This window comes from Paenibacillus macerans, from assembly GCF_900454495.1.
Taxonomy (GTDB): Bacteria; Bacillota; Bacilli; order Paenibacillales; family Paenibacillaceae; genus Fontibacillus; species Fontibacillus macerans.
On record NZ_UGSI01000002.1, the window covers coordinates 452,273 to 468,015 of the forward strand.

Annotated in this window: 15 protein-coding genes; 14 read left to right on the plus strand and 1 reads right to left on the minus strand. The window is 54.9% G+C overall.

Annotation, left to right across the window (positions count from 1 at the left end):
• Positions 1-18 precede the first annotated feature (18 nt).
• The gene (locus tag DYE26_RS25200; RefSeq protein ID WP_036618922.1) at positions 19-933 is read right to left on the minus strand and encodes a proline dehydrogenase family protein; all 915 of its coding nucleotides are present in this window, start codon (positions 931-933) and stop codon (positions 19-21) included.
• Positions 934-1,190: 257 nt separating this feature from the next.
• Here DYE26_RS25200 and DYE26_RS25205 point away from each other — a divergent pair, with 257 nt between their 5' ends.
• The 14 genes from DYE26_RS25205 (at position 1,191) to DYE26_RS25270 (ending at position 15,425) form a co-directional block, all read left to right on the plus strand.
• On the plus strand, positions 1,191-3,050 hold the full coding sequence (locus DYE26_RS25205; protein WP_036618925.1) for a sigma-54 interaction domain-containing protein: 1,860 nt from the start codon (positions 1,191-1,193) through the stop codon (positions 3,048-3,050).
• 52 nt (positions 3,051-3,102) lie between these two features.
• Positions 3,103-3,315 (plus strand): hypothetical protein, encoded by a 213-nt coding sequence (locus DYE26_RS25210; protein WP_127463460.1) that lies wholly within the window; start codon positions 3,103-3,105, stop codon positions 3,313-3,315.
• Positions 3,316-3,897: 582 nt separating this feature from the next.
• Complete coding sequence (locus tag DYE26_RS25215; protein WP_036627338.1) at positions 3,898-5,319, plus strand: hypothetical protein; 1,422 nt, start codon at positions 3,898-3,900, stop codon at positions 5,317-5,319.
• A gap of 734 nt (positions 5,320-6,053) precedes the next feature.
• Positions 6,054-6,311 carry a copper amine oxidase N-terminal domain-containing protein gene (locus DYE26_RS25220; protein WP_036618928.1) on the plus strand — a complete coding sequence of 86 codons (258 nt, stop codon included), beginning with the start codon at positions 6,054-6,056 and terminating at the stop codon, positions 6,309-6,311.
• A 147-nt stretch (positions 6,312-6,458) separates the two neighbouring features.
• Positions 6,459-6,662, plus strand: coding sequence for a hypothetical protein (locus DYE26_RS25225; protein WP_036627339.1), 204 nt, complete (start codon positions 6,459-6,461; stop codon positions 6,660-6,662).
• A 64-nt stretch (positions 6,663-6,726) separates the two neighbouring features.
• On the plus strand, positions 6,727-7,467 hold the full coding sequence (locus DYE26_RS25230; protein ID WP_051985811.1) for a hypothetical protein: 741 nt from the start codon (positions 6,727-6,729) through the stop codon (positions 7,465-7,467).
• A 32-nt stretch (positions 7,468-7,499) separates the two neighbouring features.
• Positions 7,500-8,720 (plus strand): glutathionylspermidine synthase family protein, encoded by a 1,221-nt coding sequence (locus DYE26_RS25235; RefSeq protein WP_051985812.1) that lies wholly within the window; start codon positions 7,500-7,502, stop codon positions 8,718-8,720.
• Positions 8,721-9,365 (plus strand): hypothetical protein, encoded by a 645-nt coding sequence (locus DYE26_RS25240; RefSeq protein WP_036618930.1) that lies wholly within the window; start codon positions 8,721-8,723, stop codon positions 9,363-9,365.
• Positions 9,362-9,754: a DUF350 domain-containing protein gene (locus DYE26_RS25245; protein ID WP_036618932.1), complete on the plus strand. Its 393-nt coding sequence runs from the start codon at positions 9,362-9,364 to the stop codon at positions 9,752-9,754. The genes DYE26_RS25240 and DYE26_RS25245 overlap by 4 nt, the downstream gene beginning before the upstream one ends.
• A gap of 26 nt (positions 9,755-9,780) precedes the next feature.
• Complete coding sequence (locus DYE26_RS25250; RefSeq protein ID WP_036618934.1) at positions 9,781-10,797, plus strand: potassium channel family protein; 1,017 nt, start codon at positions 9,781-9,783, stop codon at positions 10,795-10,797.
• 295 nt (positions 10,798-11,092) lie between these two features.
• Complete coding sequence (locus DYE26_RS25255; RefSeq protein ID WP_036618937.1) at positions 11,093-12,472, plus strand: ABC transporter substrate-binding protein; 1,380 nt, start codon at positions 11,093-11,095, stop codon at positions 12,470-12,472.
• A gap of 81 nt (positions 12,473-12,553) precedes the next feature.
• A complete protein-coding gene (locus DYE26_RS25260) occupies positions 12,554-13,396 on the plus strand; it encodes a carbohydrate ABC transporter permease (RefSeq protein ID WP_036618941.1) in 843 nt (280 codons plus the stop codon).
• Positions 13,396-14,229, plus strand: coding sequence for a carbohydrate ABC transporter permease (locus tag DYE26_RS25265; protein WP_036618944.1), 834 nt, complete (start codon positions 13,396-13,398; stop codon positions 14,227-14,229). Before DYE26_RS25260 ends, DYE26_RS25265 begins: the two co-directional genes overlap by 1 nt.
• A 164-nt stretch (positions 14,230-14,393) precedes the next feature.
• A complete protein-coding gene (locus DYE26_RS25270; protein WP_036618945.1) occupies positions 14,394-15,425 on the plus strand; it encodes a LacI family DNA-binding transcriptional regulator in 1,032 nt (343 codons plus the stop codon).
• Positions 15,426-15,743: the final 318 nt, after the last annotated feature.

The window sequence follows — 15,743 nt, forward strand, 5'->3', positions numbered from 1 at the left end:
GTCTCCTTTTCAGAGGGATTATTTAAAAAGGTTCTTCAACACAAACCAGACATTGGCCGGACGCTCGGCGAGACGGCGCATGAAGTAGCCGAACCAATCTCGGCCGAAAGGAACGTAGATGCGTACTTTGTAGCCTTCGCGGGCGAGCTGCAGCTGAAGTTCCTCGCGTATCCCGTACAGCATTTGGAACTCGAATTGGTTAAGCGGAATATTCAGTTGTTTTACGAGCTGTTTGGTGAAGCCGATGATTTGCGGGTCATGTGTTGCTATAGCGGTATAGTTGCCGTTCTTGAGGTGAGTGGAAATGAGGCGTTTGAAATTTTCGTCGACGTCCGGCTTGTTCGGATAAGCCACTTCGGGCGGCTCTTTGTAAGCCCCTTTAACGAGGCGCAGGTTGGGCTTCAGTTCTTTGAGGTCTGCGAGATCCTGCACGGAGCGGTACAAATAAGCCTGGATGACGATGCCGACATGGTCGAATTCCCGGCGGAGGCGTCTGTAGATGGCGATCGTTTTTTCGCACTGCGCATGATCCTCCATGTCGATGCGGACGAACAAACCGTGGATGCGGGCGCGCTCCAGGATGTCCGTCATGTTGCGCATGCACAGCTCCTCGCTGATGCCGAGGCCAAGCGAAGTCAACTTCAGCGACAGATTGGCCCGTACCCCGGAGGCTGCGATCGCGTCGAGCGTTCTCAGGCACATCTCGGTGGAGCGGCTGGCTTCCGCTTCGTTCGAAACGAATTCGCCCAGGTGGTCGAGCGTCGCTTCCCGTCCGGAGCCGTTTAATCGGCGTACGGTTTCGATGGCCTGCTCAAGCGTTTCCCCGGCGACGAACCGGCTAGCCCCGAAACGGAGGCCGTATCGGCGGGCCAGTTTGCTCACGGACCGGTTTTGGGCCAAGGCCAAAAACAGCGTTCTCATTAACGCATCCATGGCACCCATCCTTTTCCATATGTCGTTGTACACAAAATATACAATATTTTAAATAAATGAACAATATGTGTCCGAGAAATAAACAAAATTTTATTGTGGAAATCTTAATTATGTTCAAAAATGAACAGTTTGAGCCTTCGACTCCTGCGTCTTCTCCCCTTTACGCGTCAAGCTAATCTCGTTAAACGAGTATTGAAACGCCGCTTTTTTCATGTTAGATTTACAAATAAATTGCAACGACGTGCGAGGTAATCGAAATGTTCAATGTTGAACGGGAGCGGCTGATTCGCCGGGATTTCGTAGAACTGAAGCCGGAAGAAAAAGTTTCTGCACTGCTGGCGGCGCTTCGGCAGGGCAAGATGGTCGTTACGGCGGCGGGGGACGGGGGAGTGTGCCTGTTTGCCCCCCGCGACGCCAGCTTGCTTGAGGAGGTGACGGGCCGCATCGGCGAGTATTTGGCTGCGCATGGCGCGGCTTTTGCGGCGGTTGTTGTCCACGAGGTGGAGTTGAGCGTGAGCGGCCCGCTGCATGAGCTGATCGTCAAGCTGTCTGAAGCCGGCGGCCGGACGGCCATCGTTGTCGCGGACGAGAAGGGGCGGCCGATCGGATACTGCCCGTTTGGCGAGATGCTGCGGGCGGTGGGGGAGACCGGGCGGCAGACAGAGGCTTATTTCCGGACGCTGCTGGAGACGGTTAGCGACGCCGTGACGGTCGTGGACCGGAACGGGACGGTGGTCGGCTGGAATGCGGTGGCCGAAGAAGTATATGGGATTGCCAAGGAGGACATTGCCGGGCGAACGATCGGGGAGCATTTCGATCCGGAGGCGCTGGTCGTGCTGAAGATTCTGGACGAAGGCCGGCGGCTGCAGGGAGCGTATCACCGTCCGCGGCCGGACACTCACGTCCTGATCAATGCTTCGCCGATCCTAGCGGATGGCGGCGAAATCATCGGCGGGGTAGCGACCGAGCAGGACATCACGCATCTCGTCAAGCTGAACGACGAGCTGGGGGCCGCGCAATCGCGCCTGCTGACCCACAAAATGGGCGACCGGGATCCGTTTGCGCTGCTGCACGCCCGCGGCGAAAGCATGGGCAAGGTGGTGAAAATCGCCAAAAAATTCGCCGAAACCGATTCGCCCGTGCTGTTCATCGGCGAAACCGGCGCGGGCAAAGAACAGTTGGCGAAGGTGATTCACCGGGCCAGCCGCCGGAGCGAGGGGCCGTTTCTGTCGGTCAATTGCGGCGCCATCCCCGTAGGGCTGGCCGAGGCGGAGCTGTTCGGCTATCAGGGGGGCGCTTTTTCCGGCAGGCCGTCCGGTCAGGCCGGAAAGCTGGAAGCGGCCGACGGGGGGGCGCTGTTTTTGAACGAAATCGACCGCCTCTCGCCGGATGTTCAGGATAAGCTGTGCCGGTTCATGAAAAGCCGTATGGTTGCACGGATCGGCGGCGGTGAGGAGACGCCCGTATCCACGCGGATTTTCGCGGCCACGGCGCAGGATCTGGAGCGGCTGGTGCAGGAAGGGAAATTCCGGGCGGACTTGTACTACGCCTTGAACGTTGTTTCGCTAAAGGTGCCGCCGCTCAGGGAACGCAAGGAGGATCTGTCCACTTTGATCCAGACGTATTTGCGCACCTTTTCGCTGCAATATCAAAAGCCGGTGCCGGTGGTGGCCCCGGAAGTGATGCTGGCTTTTATGAATTACGACTGGCCGGGCAACCAGACCGAGCTGCGGGCGGTGATGGAGCGCTGCGTCATTTTGAGCGAAAACGACCGGATTACGCTTGAGCATCTGCCCGAGGCGCTGCAGCAGCGGCAGGCTCAGTTGGAGCTTGACGGCGAAGGCTTTGGCGGGGAGACTCGCTCCGCTTCCGGCCGGGTCATGGGGGCTCGCTCCATTTCCGGTCAGGCCGGAGGGCAAGGAATGGAGGAGTCGGGAGGAGCAGGCTTTGAACCTCCGTCCAGAATGCTGAAGCCCCGGATTACGCCCGAGGAAGAAATCGAGCTGATGAAGGAGGCGCTGGAGCGCGCTGCCGGGAACAAAAGCAATGCCGCCAAGCTGCTTGGCATCTCCCGCGGAACCTTGTACAAAAAAATCAGGGACTACAATTTGGTTTAATCTATAACTGCTGGTTTAGTCTGAAACAGTTGGTTTGTTAGAAGCAGCTGGATTGTTAGAAATGGTTGGTTTGAAATTAGTTTTCGCTTCAGTAGTACATGGACCCAGCCGCTTGTTGGACCAAATGCAAAAGTGCATCTTATTTTCGGCGAATGCCCCCCTTGAGGCGATTCGCCTGCAAAAGCCGAAAGTGCAGTTGACCGGGGCCGTTTCAGAAATTTTTGATGTTTCTGGCGGAATTGAAATGCACTTTTGCATTTCGTAGGTCCATTTCGCGAGGGTTTGACAAAATTCGCATGCACTTTTGCATTTTGTGAGATTTTACCCTGGAGGAATATTGCTGCTCGGGAAAATGATCCCAGTTTGCAGAAGATTTCTATTTCGCAAGATGCTAATTTGCAGAATACTGCTACTTGGCAGCATAACGCTAGTTTGCAGGATACTGCTACTTGGCAGCATAACGCTAGTTTGCAGGATACTGCTACTTCGCAGTATGTTACTACTTTGCAGGACGTTGCTTTTTCCTCGCAGGATTTATAACATTTTATGGGTTTCACATTTCGCAAGATTTTGCGTGACTTCAATCTCCCTTATCGACTTGTCGCCTAAACTATTCTGTCTTGCTTATACTATTACCTCACGCTCTCCCACTGCCGCCTTTCTGCAATCTCATTCCCATCTCATTCCTACACTTCACTCTTACCTTACTCTTACCTCACTGCCATCATACTTTGAACGCCAAGCTTCGACACAACCAAACATCAGTTAGCGCTATGGGTCGAACTCTTGCTTGGGCTCCTGCATAGCATATAGCACAATATGCTTGGAAAAGGAGCGTGACATCATGATGAGAATAGAGCTGTCGGCGATTCATTACGTGTATCTGGCCTTCATCGTGTTCATTTTGGTGCTGATGATCAAGCGGCGGGATACGACGATGATTTGCGTGACCGGCATATTTGCGCTCGGGCTGCTTGCGACGGGAACGCTCAGCGGTTCGGTGTCGGGCATCTTTAACTCGTTTATCTACGCCACCAAAGAGCTGATGAGCACGATCATGATCATCTCGATCATCGTGGCGATGAGCCGGGTGCTGATGCGGACCGGCATCAACGAAACGATGGTGGCGCCGCTCACGCGTTTCCTGCGCACACCTTCGATGGCGTATTGGGGCATCGGCCTCATTATGATGGTGACTTCCTTTTTCTTCTGGCCGTCGCCGGCGGTCGCCCTGATCGGGGCCGTCCTGCTGCCGGTGGCGCTTCGCGTCGGGCTGCCGTCGCTTGGCGCGGCCGTCGCGATGAACTTGTTCGGACACGGCATCGCCTTGTCCGGAGATTATATTATACAAGGCGCACCGAAATTGACGGCGGATGCCGCCGGGCTCCCGGTCGGCAGCGTGATGGCGGAAAGCGTGCCGCTGGTGATCGTAATGGGGCTGGTCAGCACCGTCACGGCCTTTTGGATGATGCGCCGGGACATGCGCAGCGGAGCCTGGAGAGACGGGCTGGCCGCGGCGAAAACCGGCGCGGGCGGCGTGCTGGGGGAGGAGCGTTCGGCCGGCCATGAGGACCGGGCCGCGCTGCCCCCCGAAGCCCGCAAATGGCTTGCCGTCCTGATCCCTCTGCTGTTTGCCGCCGACGTGGTCGCGATGCTCCTGCTCCACCTTCAAGGCGGCGATGCTACGGCGCTCGTGGGCGGGACGGCTGTGCTGATTTTGATCGCGGTGACGCTGTTGGCGCATCAAAGCCGCGGCCTGGAGAAGGTCACTTCCTACCTGATCGACGGCTTGGTCTTCGGCTTTAAGGTGTTCGGCCCGGTCATTCCGATCGCCGCCTTTTTTTATCTTGGTGATGCCGCTTTTGCGGAGCTATTCGGACAGGTGCTGTCCGAAACATCGCATGGCATCGTCAACGACCTTGGCGCGGCCCTGGCCGGCATCGTGCCGCTGAACGGCATCGTCGGCGCGATTACGCTGGCTGTCACCGGAGCGATCACCGGCCTGGACGGCTCCGGCTTCTCGGGCATTTCGCTGGCCGGCTCGATCGCCCAGCTGTTCGGCACCGCCATCGGCTCGGGGACGGCGACGCTGACCGCGCTCGGCCAGGTGGCCGCCATCTGGGTCGGCGGCGGTACGCTGATCCCGTGGGCGCTCATCCCCGCCGCGGCGATCTGCGGCGTCAGCCCGTTTGAGCTGGCGCGGCGCAACCTGAAGCCGGTGCTGATCGGGCTTGCTGTGACGACGGTGGTGGCGATGTTTTTGGTCTAGCTAACGAACGTCTCTCCCGGTTCGCCTTGCGTGCTGCACAATGGCTTTGGATCGTGCCGGTGAGGAAATACGGGGGAGCGCCGGAGAGGCCTGCACTGATGTTGATGGAATCGAAATCAGGTTTATCTTGGGATCAAGGGGGCGCTTTCCGTCTACTTGATCCTGTTTTTAATTTGTTGGTTCCTTCCGCATCAGCCTCAATATTAGTAATGAATTATAGGCCAACTTGGAAACGGTTTGCGGACCAGCGCCTTAAAGCCGATTAAGGTTGAGGGAATTCCACAGGCGGTGGCTGTGGAGGCCGGGACTTAGGTTGCCCTGGGGATTGATAGCGATGGCCAAATTTGGGTATGGGGTCTGAAAAGGAATGCCGAGACGGTGGAGGTTCGCAAACCGGCCAAACTCCAGGGAAGCGGCAAGTTTAAAGCTGCGGCGGTCGATTTTGAAGACGGTGTCGCTTTGGATACCGATGGCGGCGTATGGACCTGGAAGAATTATTTCTGGATCGATGAAGCGGACAACACGTTAGCTCCTTCGCGAATTCCCGGATTGACGGACATTGTGTCGGTTACGAGAGATGCGGCGGTAAAAGCGGACGGAACAGTATGGACATGGACAAGGGAGGGCGACGGGAAAATTAGAGTAACGCAAGTGAAAGGGATTTCCGGTGCGGTCTCCATTACGGGAGACGTTCGGAATCATTATGTGCTTTTGAAGGGCGGCCATGTGATAGCTTGGGGATCCAACGGGGTGTTACCCCGAAATGGGATGTCTCGACCAGATCGGTCATTGCGGAGAAGGGCGAAACGAAGATCGTTCTGAATTCGGTGTCCGGGTCCGCCACCGTCAACGGGAAGGCTATTGTCTCGGAGCAAAGGCCGGTCTTCGCGGGGAACGATAGCGTATATGTGCCGCTGCGTTTGATTTTGGAAACGCTGGGAGCCAAAGTCGAATGGTTTGCGGACGACTATACCGTGCGGATCGCTTTCTAACTGTGTGGAACCACCGTGGAATCTAAAATTTTTAATCATCCCTTATCTATGATTTTTCCTGATCTTTCATGAAACTAGGGAAGATCCTTTACGTATCATTAGATAGTGTTGTTTTAAATTGAAAGGGTGAGTCGATTGGACCAAGGCATGAGCGTAAAATTATACGAGAAACTGCCGGACGGGGAGCTGCGGGAGCTGGAAGAGCGCACCTGGAGCGCCAACATGGTCGCCGCGCTTGAGCATGTGAATTATCTTGTTGTCGGCAACCGCGAATATGAAGCGGTGGAAGGCCGTCTGAACGTCGACGAGGGGAAATTGGAGCTTCTGCTCATTCCGATTGCGCACGATTAAAGGATGCTTTCGTAAGGAGGGTTCGGATTTGGCGAAAGAAGAGGAAGAAGTAACGAAAAAGCAAATGCAACCGACGGAGATCATATCGCCATCGTCGCCACCGGAAGAGCCGGCCGGCTCTAAATTTTTCACACCGGACGGCAAACCGCTGCGCGTATTGTCCACATCGCTGGGGATCGCTCTGCTGGCTAACGCCTTTTTGATTCCCGCCCCCGGGGTTTCGGCCACCAGCAGCGATTCTTCGGGGGACGGACCGAAGCTGGTCGAATGGTCGACGGATGAAGTGAAGCAGTATTTTGACAAAAACGTAGACTGGAGCATTCCGCTTCCGGCCGACGAAGAGCAGCAGGGTGGCGCTGAAGCCGGCGGCGGTGCGGGGACGGACGGAACTTCCGGCTCCTCCGGCGGCACGACCGTCATTAACCATTACGGCTCGGGGTTCGGCTGGGATGATATGCTGCTGTATCATCTGCTGTTCAACAACGGTTCGTTTTATTCGTCCAGCCGCTGGTATGACAACCATCGCGGTTATTACGCGGGCACCAATACGCCGTATGCTCCGCGCACGTATTCCAGCGGAACGTTCCAAAACAAGCAGGTAGCCGGCTCCGTCGTGCGGCCGAAAACCTCGACCTCATCCACCGGGTCGATCGTCAGACGCTCCACCTCGTCGCCGGCCGGGGGGATCGGCGGCAAATCGAGCGGACTGGGCTCGTCTTCCGGCACGTCCTCCGGTTCTTCGTCGAGCAAAAGCTCGATTTCCGGCTCGAAATCCGGCGGCGGCAAAGGGTTTTTCGGCGGATGAGCGGCGGGATACCCAACGGGGCGACTGGCGGAATGAACGGCGGAACGAATGACGGAACGAACGGCTGCGTGTTCGAAGTGATCGGCCAGCCCCATCCGGACCGGAGCGAACGGGTGAAGCGGCTGCAAGAGCTCGGATTTACATGGGCGGATATCGAAGAAGAGCAGTACTGGATCGATCAGATCGTCCTAATGCCCAAGGCTGTTTACGAAGAACTGGAGCAAGCGGCGTCCGCCATCTGGCGCATTTTGGACAAAACCGTACGTTACGTGCATCGCCGCCGCGATTTGTATGAGCTGATCGGAATTCCGCCGATCCTGTGGAACATGCTCGATGATCTGCCGCTGCCGGAGCCGGGGCTCATCAGCCGTTACGCGCGGTTTGATTTCGCCGTGGCGAACGACGGCACCATCAAGCTGCTGGAGCTGAACGCCGATACGCCCACGGGATACGTAGAAGCCTCGATCGCCACGCCGTGGGTGCTGGAGCAGGCCGGGTACGCTTCGCCCAACATACGGATGAAAGAGCTGGTTAAGGAAGCTTGGGCGCTCGAACGCCCGGACACCGCAGCTTGTGTATGGTACGGCCGCCATCTTGAGGACTCGGGGACAATCGAAGCGTTGGGCAGACACAGCGGGCTGGAGCTTTTTTACGAGGATTGCCTGGAGCTTTGGGTGGATGAAGGCGTTCTGAAAAACAAAGACGGTCGCGTGATTGAACGGATGTTCGCCCTGTATCCCAAAGAGTGGATGGCGGTAGACGATGGGGGCGAAGCGCTGAGCTACGCGATCGAAACCGGACGGTTGACCCTGTTTAATTCGCCGCACAGCATTTTGCTGCAGTCCAAAGGCTTGCTCGCCGCGGCTTGGGGGCTGTATGAGTTGGGTCTGCTGTTCGACGCGGAAGAACGCGAGGCGATCGCCCGCTATGTCCTGCCGACTTACAATAAACCGGTCTTTTCGGGCAGCTTCGTGTCCAAATCAATGTTTGGGCGTGAGGGCGGTTCCGTGCGCATGTTTGATGCGGAAGGGCGGCTCGAGCTGGAGGATCGGGAAGGCTTCGACAGCAGCGTGCTGTTCCCCTCGGTGTATCAAAAAAGAGCGGAGCTGGCGCGCATCGAAACGGCGGAAGGCGAACTCCATTTGTTGACCGGCATGTTCGTTTTGAACGGAACGCCCTGCGGTTTGCTTGGCCGGGCCGGCGGGCCGATTACCGGCAACGCCAGTCATTTTATTGCGTTGGGAGTGAGATAAATGCAATTGCGTAATAGAGCCTGGGTCCGGCGTTTCCTGGCGGCGGCCGTCGCCGTTTTGGCCGTGCTGGCGCTAAGCGCCTGCGGCGGGCAAAACAGCGTGTTGAGCACGGACAGCGGAGGGGCGGAAGCGACCTTAACGACTTCGCGCGTGCCGTGGGACTACCGGATCCTCGAAGGAACGGTGGGCGATTTGGTCGGGAGCGACATGACGATATTACCCGATAACGATCTGCTGCCGAACGACAATAACTATGCGACGGGCGACAAGGTTTGGGTGCTCCAGTTTATGGATGCCGAGCTGACGACCGACGAGAACCAGAAAAACGAGGTGCGTCTGTCCTCCTGGACGACGTTGAAGTCTTACCCCGATCAGGCCACGGCCGAAAAAGACCTGGCCGAACTCAAGGTGTCCGTAACGACGGACGTTGATTTGGTCGGCGTGTACAAAACGGAGTACAAGGGGAAGACCCGGAATTTTGCCGTGCTAGAGCTGCCGACCGGCAACCGCATCAAGCAGCCGATCGACGACGAACGTTACACGGCTTTGAAGCAGGCCAAAACCGCGTCGGTCGTATTGGAGGAAGTGCATGATTTTGCCGATTATGATTTGGCGTACGCGAAATTTCGGGGGTGGGCGAATTGACGGTAGTCATTAATATTGTCGTGAGCGTGATCGCCATGATTTTGCTCCAGCTGGTGGGGATGGTCATTTTTAATTGGATGACACCGTATCGCGACATGGATGAGCTGAAAAAGGGAAATGTGGCCGTGGCCTTGGCGCTGGGCGGCAAATTTTTGGGCACGGCGATCATTCTCGGGGTGGCGGCTTATACGAACACTTCGATTTGGCACATGATGTTATGGTTTGCCGTGGGGTATGTGTGCCTGATCGCTTCGTATTGGATTTTTGAATTGGTGACGCCCGGGTTTAAAATCTCCGATCAGCTCAAGAAGGGCAACGTCGCCGTCGGCACCTTGCTTTGCCTGGTGTTCATCGGTATGGCTTTTGCCGTAAGCAGCCTGATTATTTAATAGCATCCGGGGAAGGAGCGGCCCTCGTGCATTTTTTGCTTAGAATCACGGCGCGATTGATGCGTTTGCGCAAAACCTCCCTGGCAATCTTGATCGTCCTGTTTGTCACCTTGAGCGCGACGATCGCTTACGGTCTGGAGCCGGCTACGTTCGGGACCTGGTTCAATGCGCTGTATTGGGTGCTGACAACGATGGCCACCGTGGGCTACGGGGACTTTTTTGCCGAAACGGTGCCGGGGAAAGTGTTTACGATCTTTTTGTACATTTTCGGGATCGGGCTGCTCAGTTTGGTGATCGGCAAAGTGATCGATTCCATAGGAAGCCTTCAGCGGCAGAGAGGGGCGGGAGCTTTGAGCTTTCGGGGCGAAAATCATATCATTCTGATCAACTGGAGCAAAAAAGCGCAAGCGGCGGTGGAGGAAATTTTGAGTTATTCCCCCGGCAACCGGATTGTGCTGGTCGATGAGATCGGCCAGCACCCGCTGGCGCATATGCATCAGGTTCATTTCGTGAGCGGCGACCCGGCCGCGGACGAAACGCTGCTCAAGGCGGGCATCGGCAAGGCCAAAGCGGCGATTATTTTCGCTGATGCGCGGATTGACGAATTTTCGCTGATCGACGGCAAGTCGCTGCTGATCGCCTCCAGCATTGAGCGCCTGGCTCCGCACATACATACAACTGTTGAGATCACGCAGGAGAAAAATATCCAGAACTTCCGCCATGTTCAAGTAAACGAGTTTGTCCTTTCCCATGACGCCATCTCCAGGCTGGCGGTTCGTTCCGCGCTGCAGGCAGGGAATTCGGAGTTGATACGTCAACTTCTCAGCCGCCAGCATGGCGACGACATTTACGAAGTCCGGGCGAAAGCCGAGTGGAAAACGTACCGCGAAGCGTTTGATGATCTGCTGAGTCAAGGGGCCACGCTGCTGGCGGACCGCGGGGATCTCGGCATCAACCGCAAGCTCGACCAGCCGATTCCGGCGGAGGCCCGGCTATACATCGTGTCTGATGAGGCGACTTACCGCCGGATTAGCGGAGCTTAGATGGGAAGCGACTCGAGAAGACCTTTTTCCCTAGAGATTAACGCCATCACAGCCTTATGTTTGTTAAAACGAATCCCGCTTCAGACAAAACGCCGTCAGGCGTTTTTTGTTTTTTTAGAAAAATATGTATTGCCGACCTCAAGACAAGTGTGCTACTATTGCGTTGTGACTGAAAACGTTACCGATAAGGATGCCGGAACGGTTTTCGGAATCGTTACCGAGAGCGCATTCATAATTGTTCGGAAGCGTATTCAATCCGCTGAAATTTATACAATTCTCTCAAGGGGGAACGAACATGAAGGTCGGAAAACTGTGGAGTCTTGTGCTGGCTTTGACTTTGTTCGCCGGATTGGCGGCCGGCTGCGGGGGCGGAAGCGGCCAAGCGGGCAACGGCGGAGACGGAAATTCGGGGAAAGCGGAAGAAATCTATTTCCTCAACTTTAAGCCGGAGATCGCCGCGATTTACGAGAAAATCGCCAAAGATTACGAGGCGGAAACCGGCGTGAAGGTGAAAGTGGTGACGGCCGCCGCCGGCACTTACGAAACGACGCTGAAATCGGAGATCGCCAAGTCGGAAGCGCCGACGATTTTCCAAATCAACGGCCCCGTCGGCTATCAAAACTGGAAGGACTACGCCCTGGATTTGAAGGATACGAAGCTGTACAGCTATCTGTCCGACCAAAGTCTGGCCGTCACGAACGATGGGGGCGTTTACGGGATTCCTTATGTCGTGGAGGGCTACGGCATTATTTACAACAATGCCATTATGCAGAAGTATTTTGCATTGCCGGACAAAGCCGTTTCGATTTCGTCAATGGAGGAAGTGAACAACTTCGATACGTTGAAAGCGGTTGTAGAAGATATGACGGCAAAGGCGGACAAGCTCGGCATCAAAGGCGTATTCTCCTCGACCTCCCTCGCTTCCGGCGAGCAGTGGAGATGGCAGACTCACCTGGCCAACTACCCATTCTTCTATGAGTTTAAAGAGGATACGGCTTTCGACAACCCGATTTTGGCGGGGATGTCCAAAACGGAAGTGGAATTCAAATACAATTCAAACTTCAAGAACTTGTTCGACCTGTACATCAACAACTCGGTGACGAAACCGACGATGCTTGGAAGCAAATCGGTCACCGATTCCATGGCCGAGTTCGCTTTGGGCCAATCCGCCATGGTGCAAAACGGCAACTGGGCCTGGGCGCAGATCAACGAAGTTGACGGCAACGTCGTGAAGGCGGAAGACATCAAGTTCCTGCCGATCTACACCGGGATGTCCGGGGAAGAAAGCCAGGGTCTGGCCGTCGGTACGGAAAACTATTTGGCGGTCAACAGCAAAGTGTCGCCCGAGAAGCAGCAGGCTTCGATCGCGTTCTTGGAATGGCTGTTCTCCAGCGATAAAGGCAAAGCGTACGTTACGAATGAGCTAGGGTTCATCGCGCCGTTCAATACGTTCAAAGACAACGAAAAACCGGCGGATCCGCTGGCGAAGGAAGTGTCCGACTGGATGAACAAAGACGGCATTACCTCGGTGCCGTGGGCTTTTGCGGCCTTCCCGAGCGAAGAGTTCAAAAACGTATTCGGCGATGCGCTGCTGCAATACGCGCAGGGCAACAAAACGTGGGATGACGTTGTGACGACCGTGAAGGACTCCTGGAAAGCCGAAAGAGCCAAATAGTAGTAAAGCATTGCGATTGCGATGCGGCGGCGCTTCCGGCCGGGTGCGCCGCCGCTTTAATCCGGGTAAGGAGAGAGCCCCATGCAAAAATCGATACAAAAATACTTCGCCCTTTTTGCATTACCGACGATACTGGCTTTTACCGTCATGTTTATCATTCCGTTTCTGCTCGGCATCTATTTGTCGTTCACGGAGTTTACGACCGTAACCGACGCCAAATGGGCCGGCCTTAGCAATTATGTCAAAGCTTTTTCGAATCAGGATTTTCTCAATGCGCTTTGGTTTACGGTTCGCTTTACCGTCGTGGCCGTCATTAGCGTGAATGTGTTCGCCTTTCTCCTGGCGCTGCTGCTCACCCGGGGGAAGAAGGGCACCAACCTGTTCCGCACCGTTTTTTTCATGCCGAACCTGATTGGCGGCATCGTCTTGGGCTACATCTGGCAGCTCATTTTGAACGGGATTTTGTACAAGTTTGAAGTTACTTTGACCTCCAGTGCAACGTACGGGTTCTGGGGGCTTGTGATTCTGATGAATTGGCAATTAATCGGGTACATGATGATCATTTATATCGCCGGCATTCAAAACGTGTCCAAAGAAGTAATTGAAGCGGCCAAAATCGACGGATGCACCCGTTTCGGCATATTGAAGAACGTCACCATCCCGCTGGTGATGCCGTCCATCACCATCTGCTTGTTCCTGACGCTGTCGAATTCGTTTAAGCTGTTTGACCAGAACCTCGCTTTGACCGCAGGGGCGCCTTCCAAGCAAACCTCGATGCTGGCGCTCGATATTTACAACACCTTCTACGGCAGCGTCGGCTGGGAAGGGGTCGGCCAGGCGAAAGCGGTCGTATTTTTCGTGCTTGTCGCTTTGATCGCCCTGGTGCAATTGCTGGCTACGAGAAGCAAGGAGGTTGAAAACTGATGCCAAAAACGAAAGGAAGAGACGTGCTGCAATTTGCCGTCCTGTTCGTTCTCGCCGTGCTGTTTTTATCTCCGATTCTGATCGTGCTGATGAACTCCTTCAAGGGCAAGTTCTTTATTAGCGATACGCCGTTCCAGTTCCCGAACGGTCAAACGTTCGTCAACCTGAAGAACTATACGGAAGGCGTGGTCAAAACCGGCTTTTTCAACGCGTTTGGCATGTCGCTGTTTATCACCGTCTGCTCGGTGGCCGTGATCGTGCTGCTGACGGCGATGACCGCCTGGTATATCACCCGGGTGAAAACGAGATTTACGAAGTTGATGTACTACGTTTTCGTGTTTTCGATGATCGTCCCTTTCCAGATGGTGATGTTCACCATGACCAAAACGGCCAATATCCTGCATTTGGATAACCCTGCCGGGATCATCGTCATCTACCTCGGCTTTGGCGCCGGCTTGTCGGTGTTCCTATTCAGCGGCTTCGTCAAGTCGATCCCGCTGGAAATCGAAGAGGCCGACCTGATCGACGGCTGCAACCCGGTGCAATCTTTTTTCCATATCGTCCTGCCGATTTTGAAGCCGATTGCGATCACCGTCTCGATTCTCAACGTGATGTGGATCTGGAACGACTACCTGCTGCCGATGCTGGTCATCGGGACCGAATACCGGACGATTCCGATCGCGATCCAATATTTGAAGGGCGGCTACGGCTCGATCGATATGGGCGCGATGATGGCGATGCTGGTGCTGGCGATTTTGCCGATCGTCGTGTTTTACCTGCTTTGTCAAAAATACATTATCGAAGGCGTCGTTGCCGGCGCCGTGAAGGGGTAATCCGCACGGGGCAAGGCCAAAGGGATACAGGGGATAAGGCTTTTTGGGATTGGGGAAGTGTGAACCGGCCCCCTTGCTTTCTCCGCCTTCCCTTGTTTTCTACTACGTATGTTGCTATATTTTGAAGAGAATAGCGGAAATTACGATGTAAGGGAAGATCGGATATGGCTTCAATGACAATTATCGATATTGCCAGAATATGCGGGGTTGGCGTAACGACGGTTTCCCGGGCAATCAATAATCATCCGGACATCAGCGAAGAGACGAAAGCGATGATTATGAAAGTGATCAAGGAGAACCATTACGTTCCGAACAACAGCGCCCGAAATCTGAAGCGTTCCGCCTCAAAAACGATAGCCGTCTTGATCAAGGGGATCACCAACCCCTTTTTTAACCGGATGATACAAGTCTTTGAAAAAGAAATTCAGCGCAAAAAATACTCGTTCATCCTGCAGCGGGTCGACGAAAATCAGGATGAAATCGAAGTGGCGATCGAATTGGAAAAGGAAAAGCGGCTGAAGGGCATCGTGTTCCTCGGCGGTTATTTCGCGCATGCCAAAGAAAAGCTGGAGCAGTTGACCGTGCCTTATGTGCTCAGTACGATCGGCATGACGTCGGAGTACGATCCGCAGGAATATTCTTCGGTCTCCGTCGACGACTTTAAGGAAAGCTACAAGATGGTGGATTACCTGTGCAAGCTCGGCCACCGGAAGATCGCAATTATTTCCGCTCCGATGTCGGACGCCAGCATCGGCAGGCTGCGGTACGAAGGCTACAAAAAAGCCCTGGAGGACCACGGCCTGGAGCTGAACGAAAATTTGGTGCGTACGATGAAGGAGCATATCCAGAGCTATTCGATGGAAAACGGCTACGTCGTCACCAAGGAGCTGCTGGAGTCGGGCGAAGACTTCACGGCGCTGTTTGCCATTTCCGACAGCCTGGCCGTCGGCGCCTGCCGGGCGATTTTCGAATGCGGCAAATCGGTCCCTCAGGATTACTCCGTCGCCGGTTATGACGGCCTGGACATCGCCTATTATTATAATCCGTCGATCACGACGATCCAGCAGCCCGTGGAGGAAATCGCCGAAGAAACAATCAAAATCCTGTTTGATCTGATCAACAAAAAAATAACGCACGCCCACAAAATTTTCCCGGCGGAGCTGCTGATCCGCGAATCCACGACCCCTCCGTCGTAACGAGGCGGCCGGCTAATCCATACCGACAAAGATGACCTCTGAATTATTCAGGGTCATCTTTTTATAACTCAACTTTAACAATCAGCTTGAGTCCTTGAACTGAAGGCTTTCAAAACCGATCGTGGCAAGAAACGCGGAAGGGCGTTGAAAGCTCGGGGACAGGGAAGAGGGTGGGCGGCAGATCAACACTCCCTTCCGGAGGCTTTGCACGATTATCCCGTTTAATCAGGTAACAAAGAAACAGACAAGCTCGGGAGAAGAAATATTTGGTGGAGAAGCAGATAGGCTCGAGATAATTTAGACGGGCTTAGGAGAAGG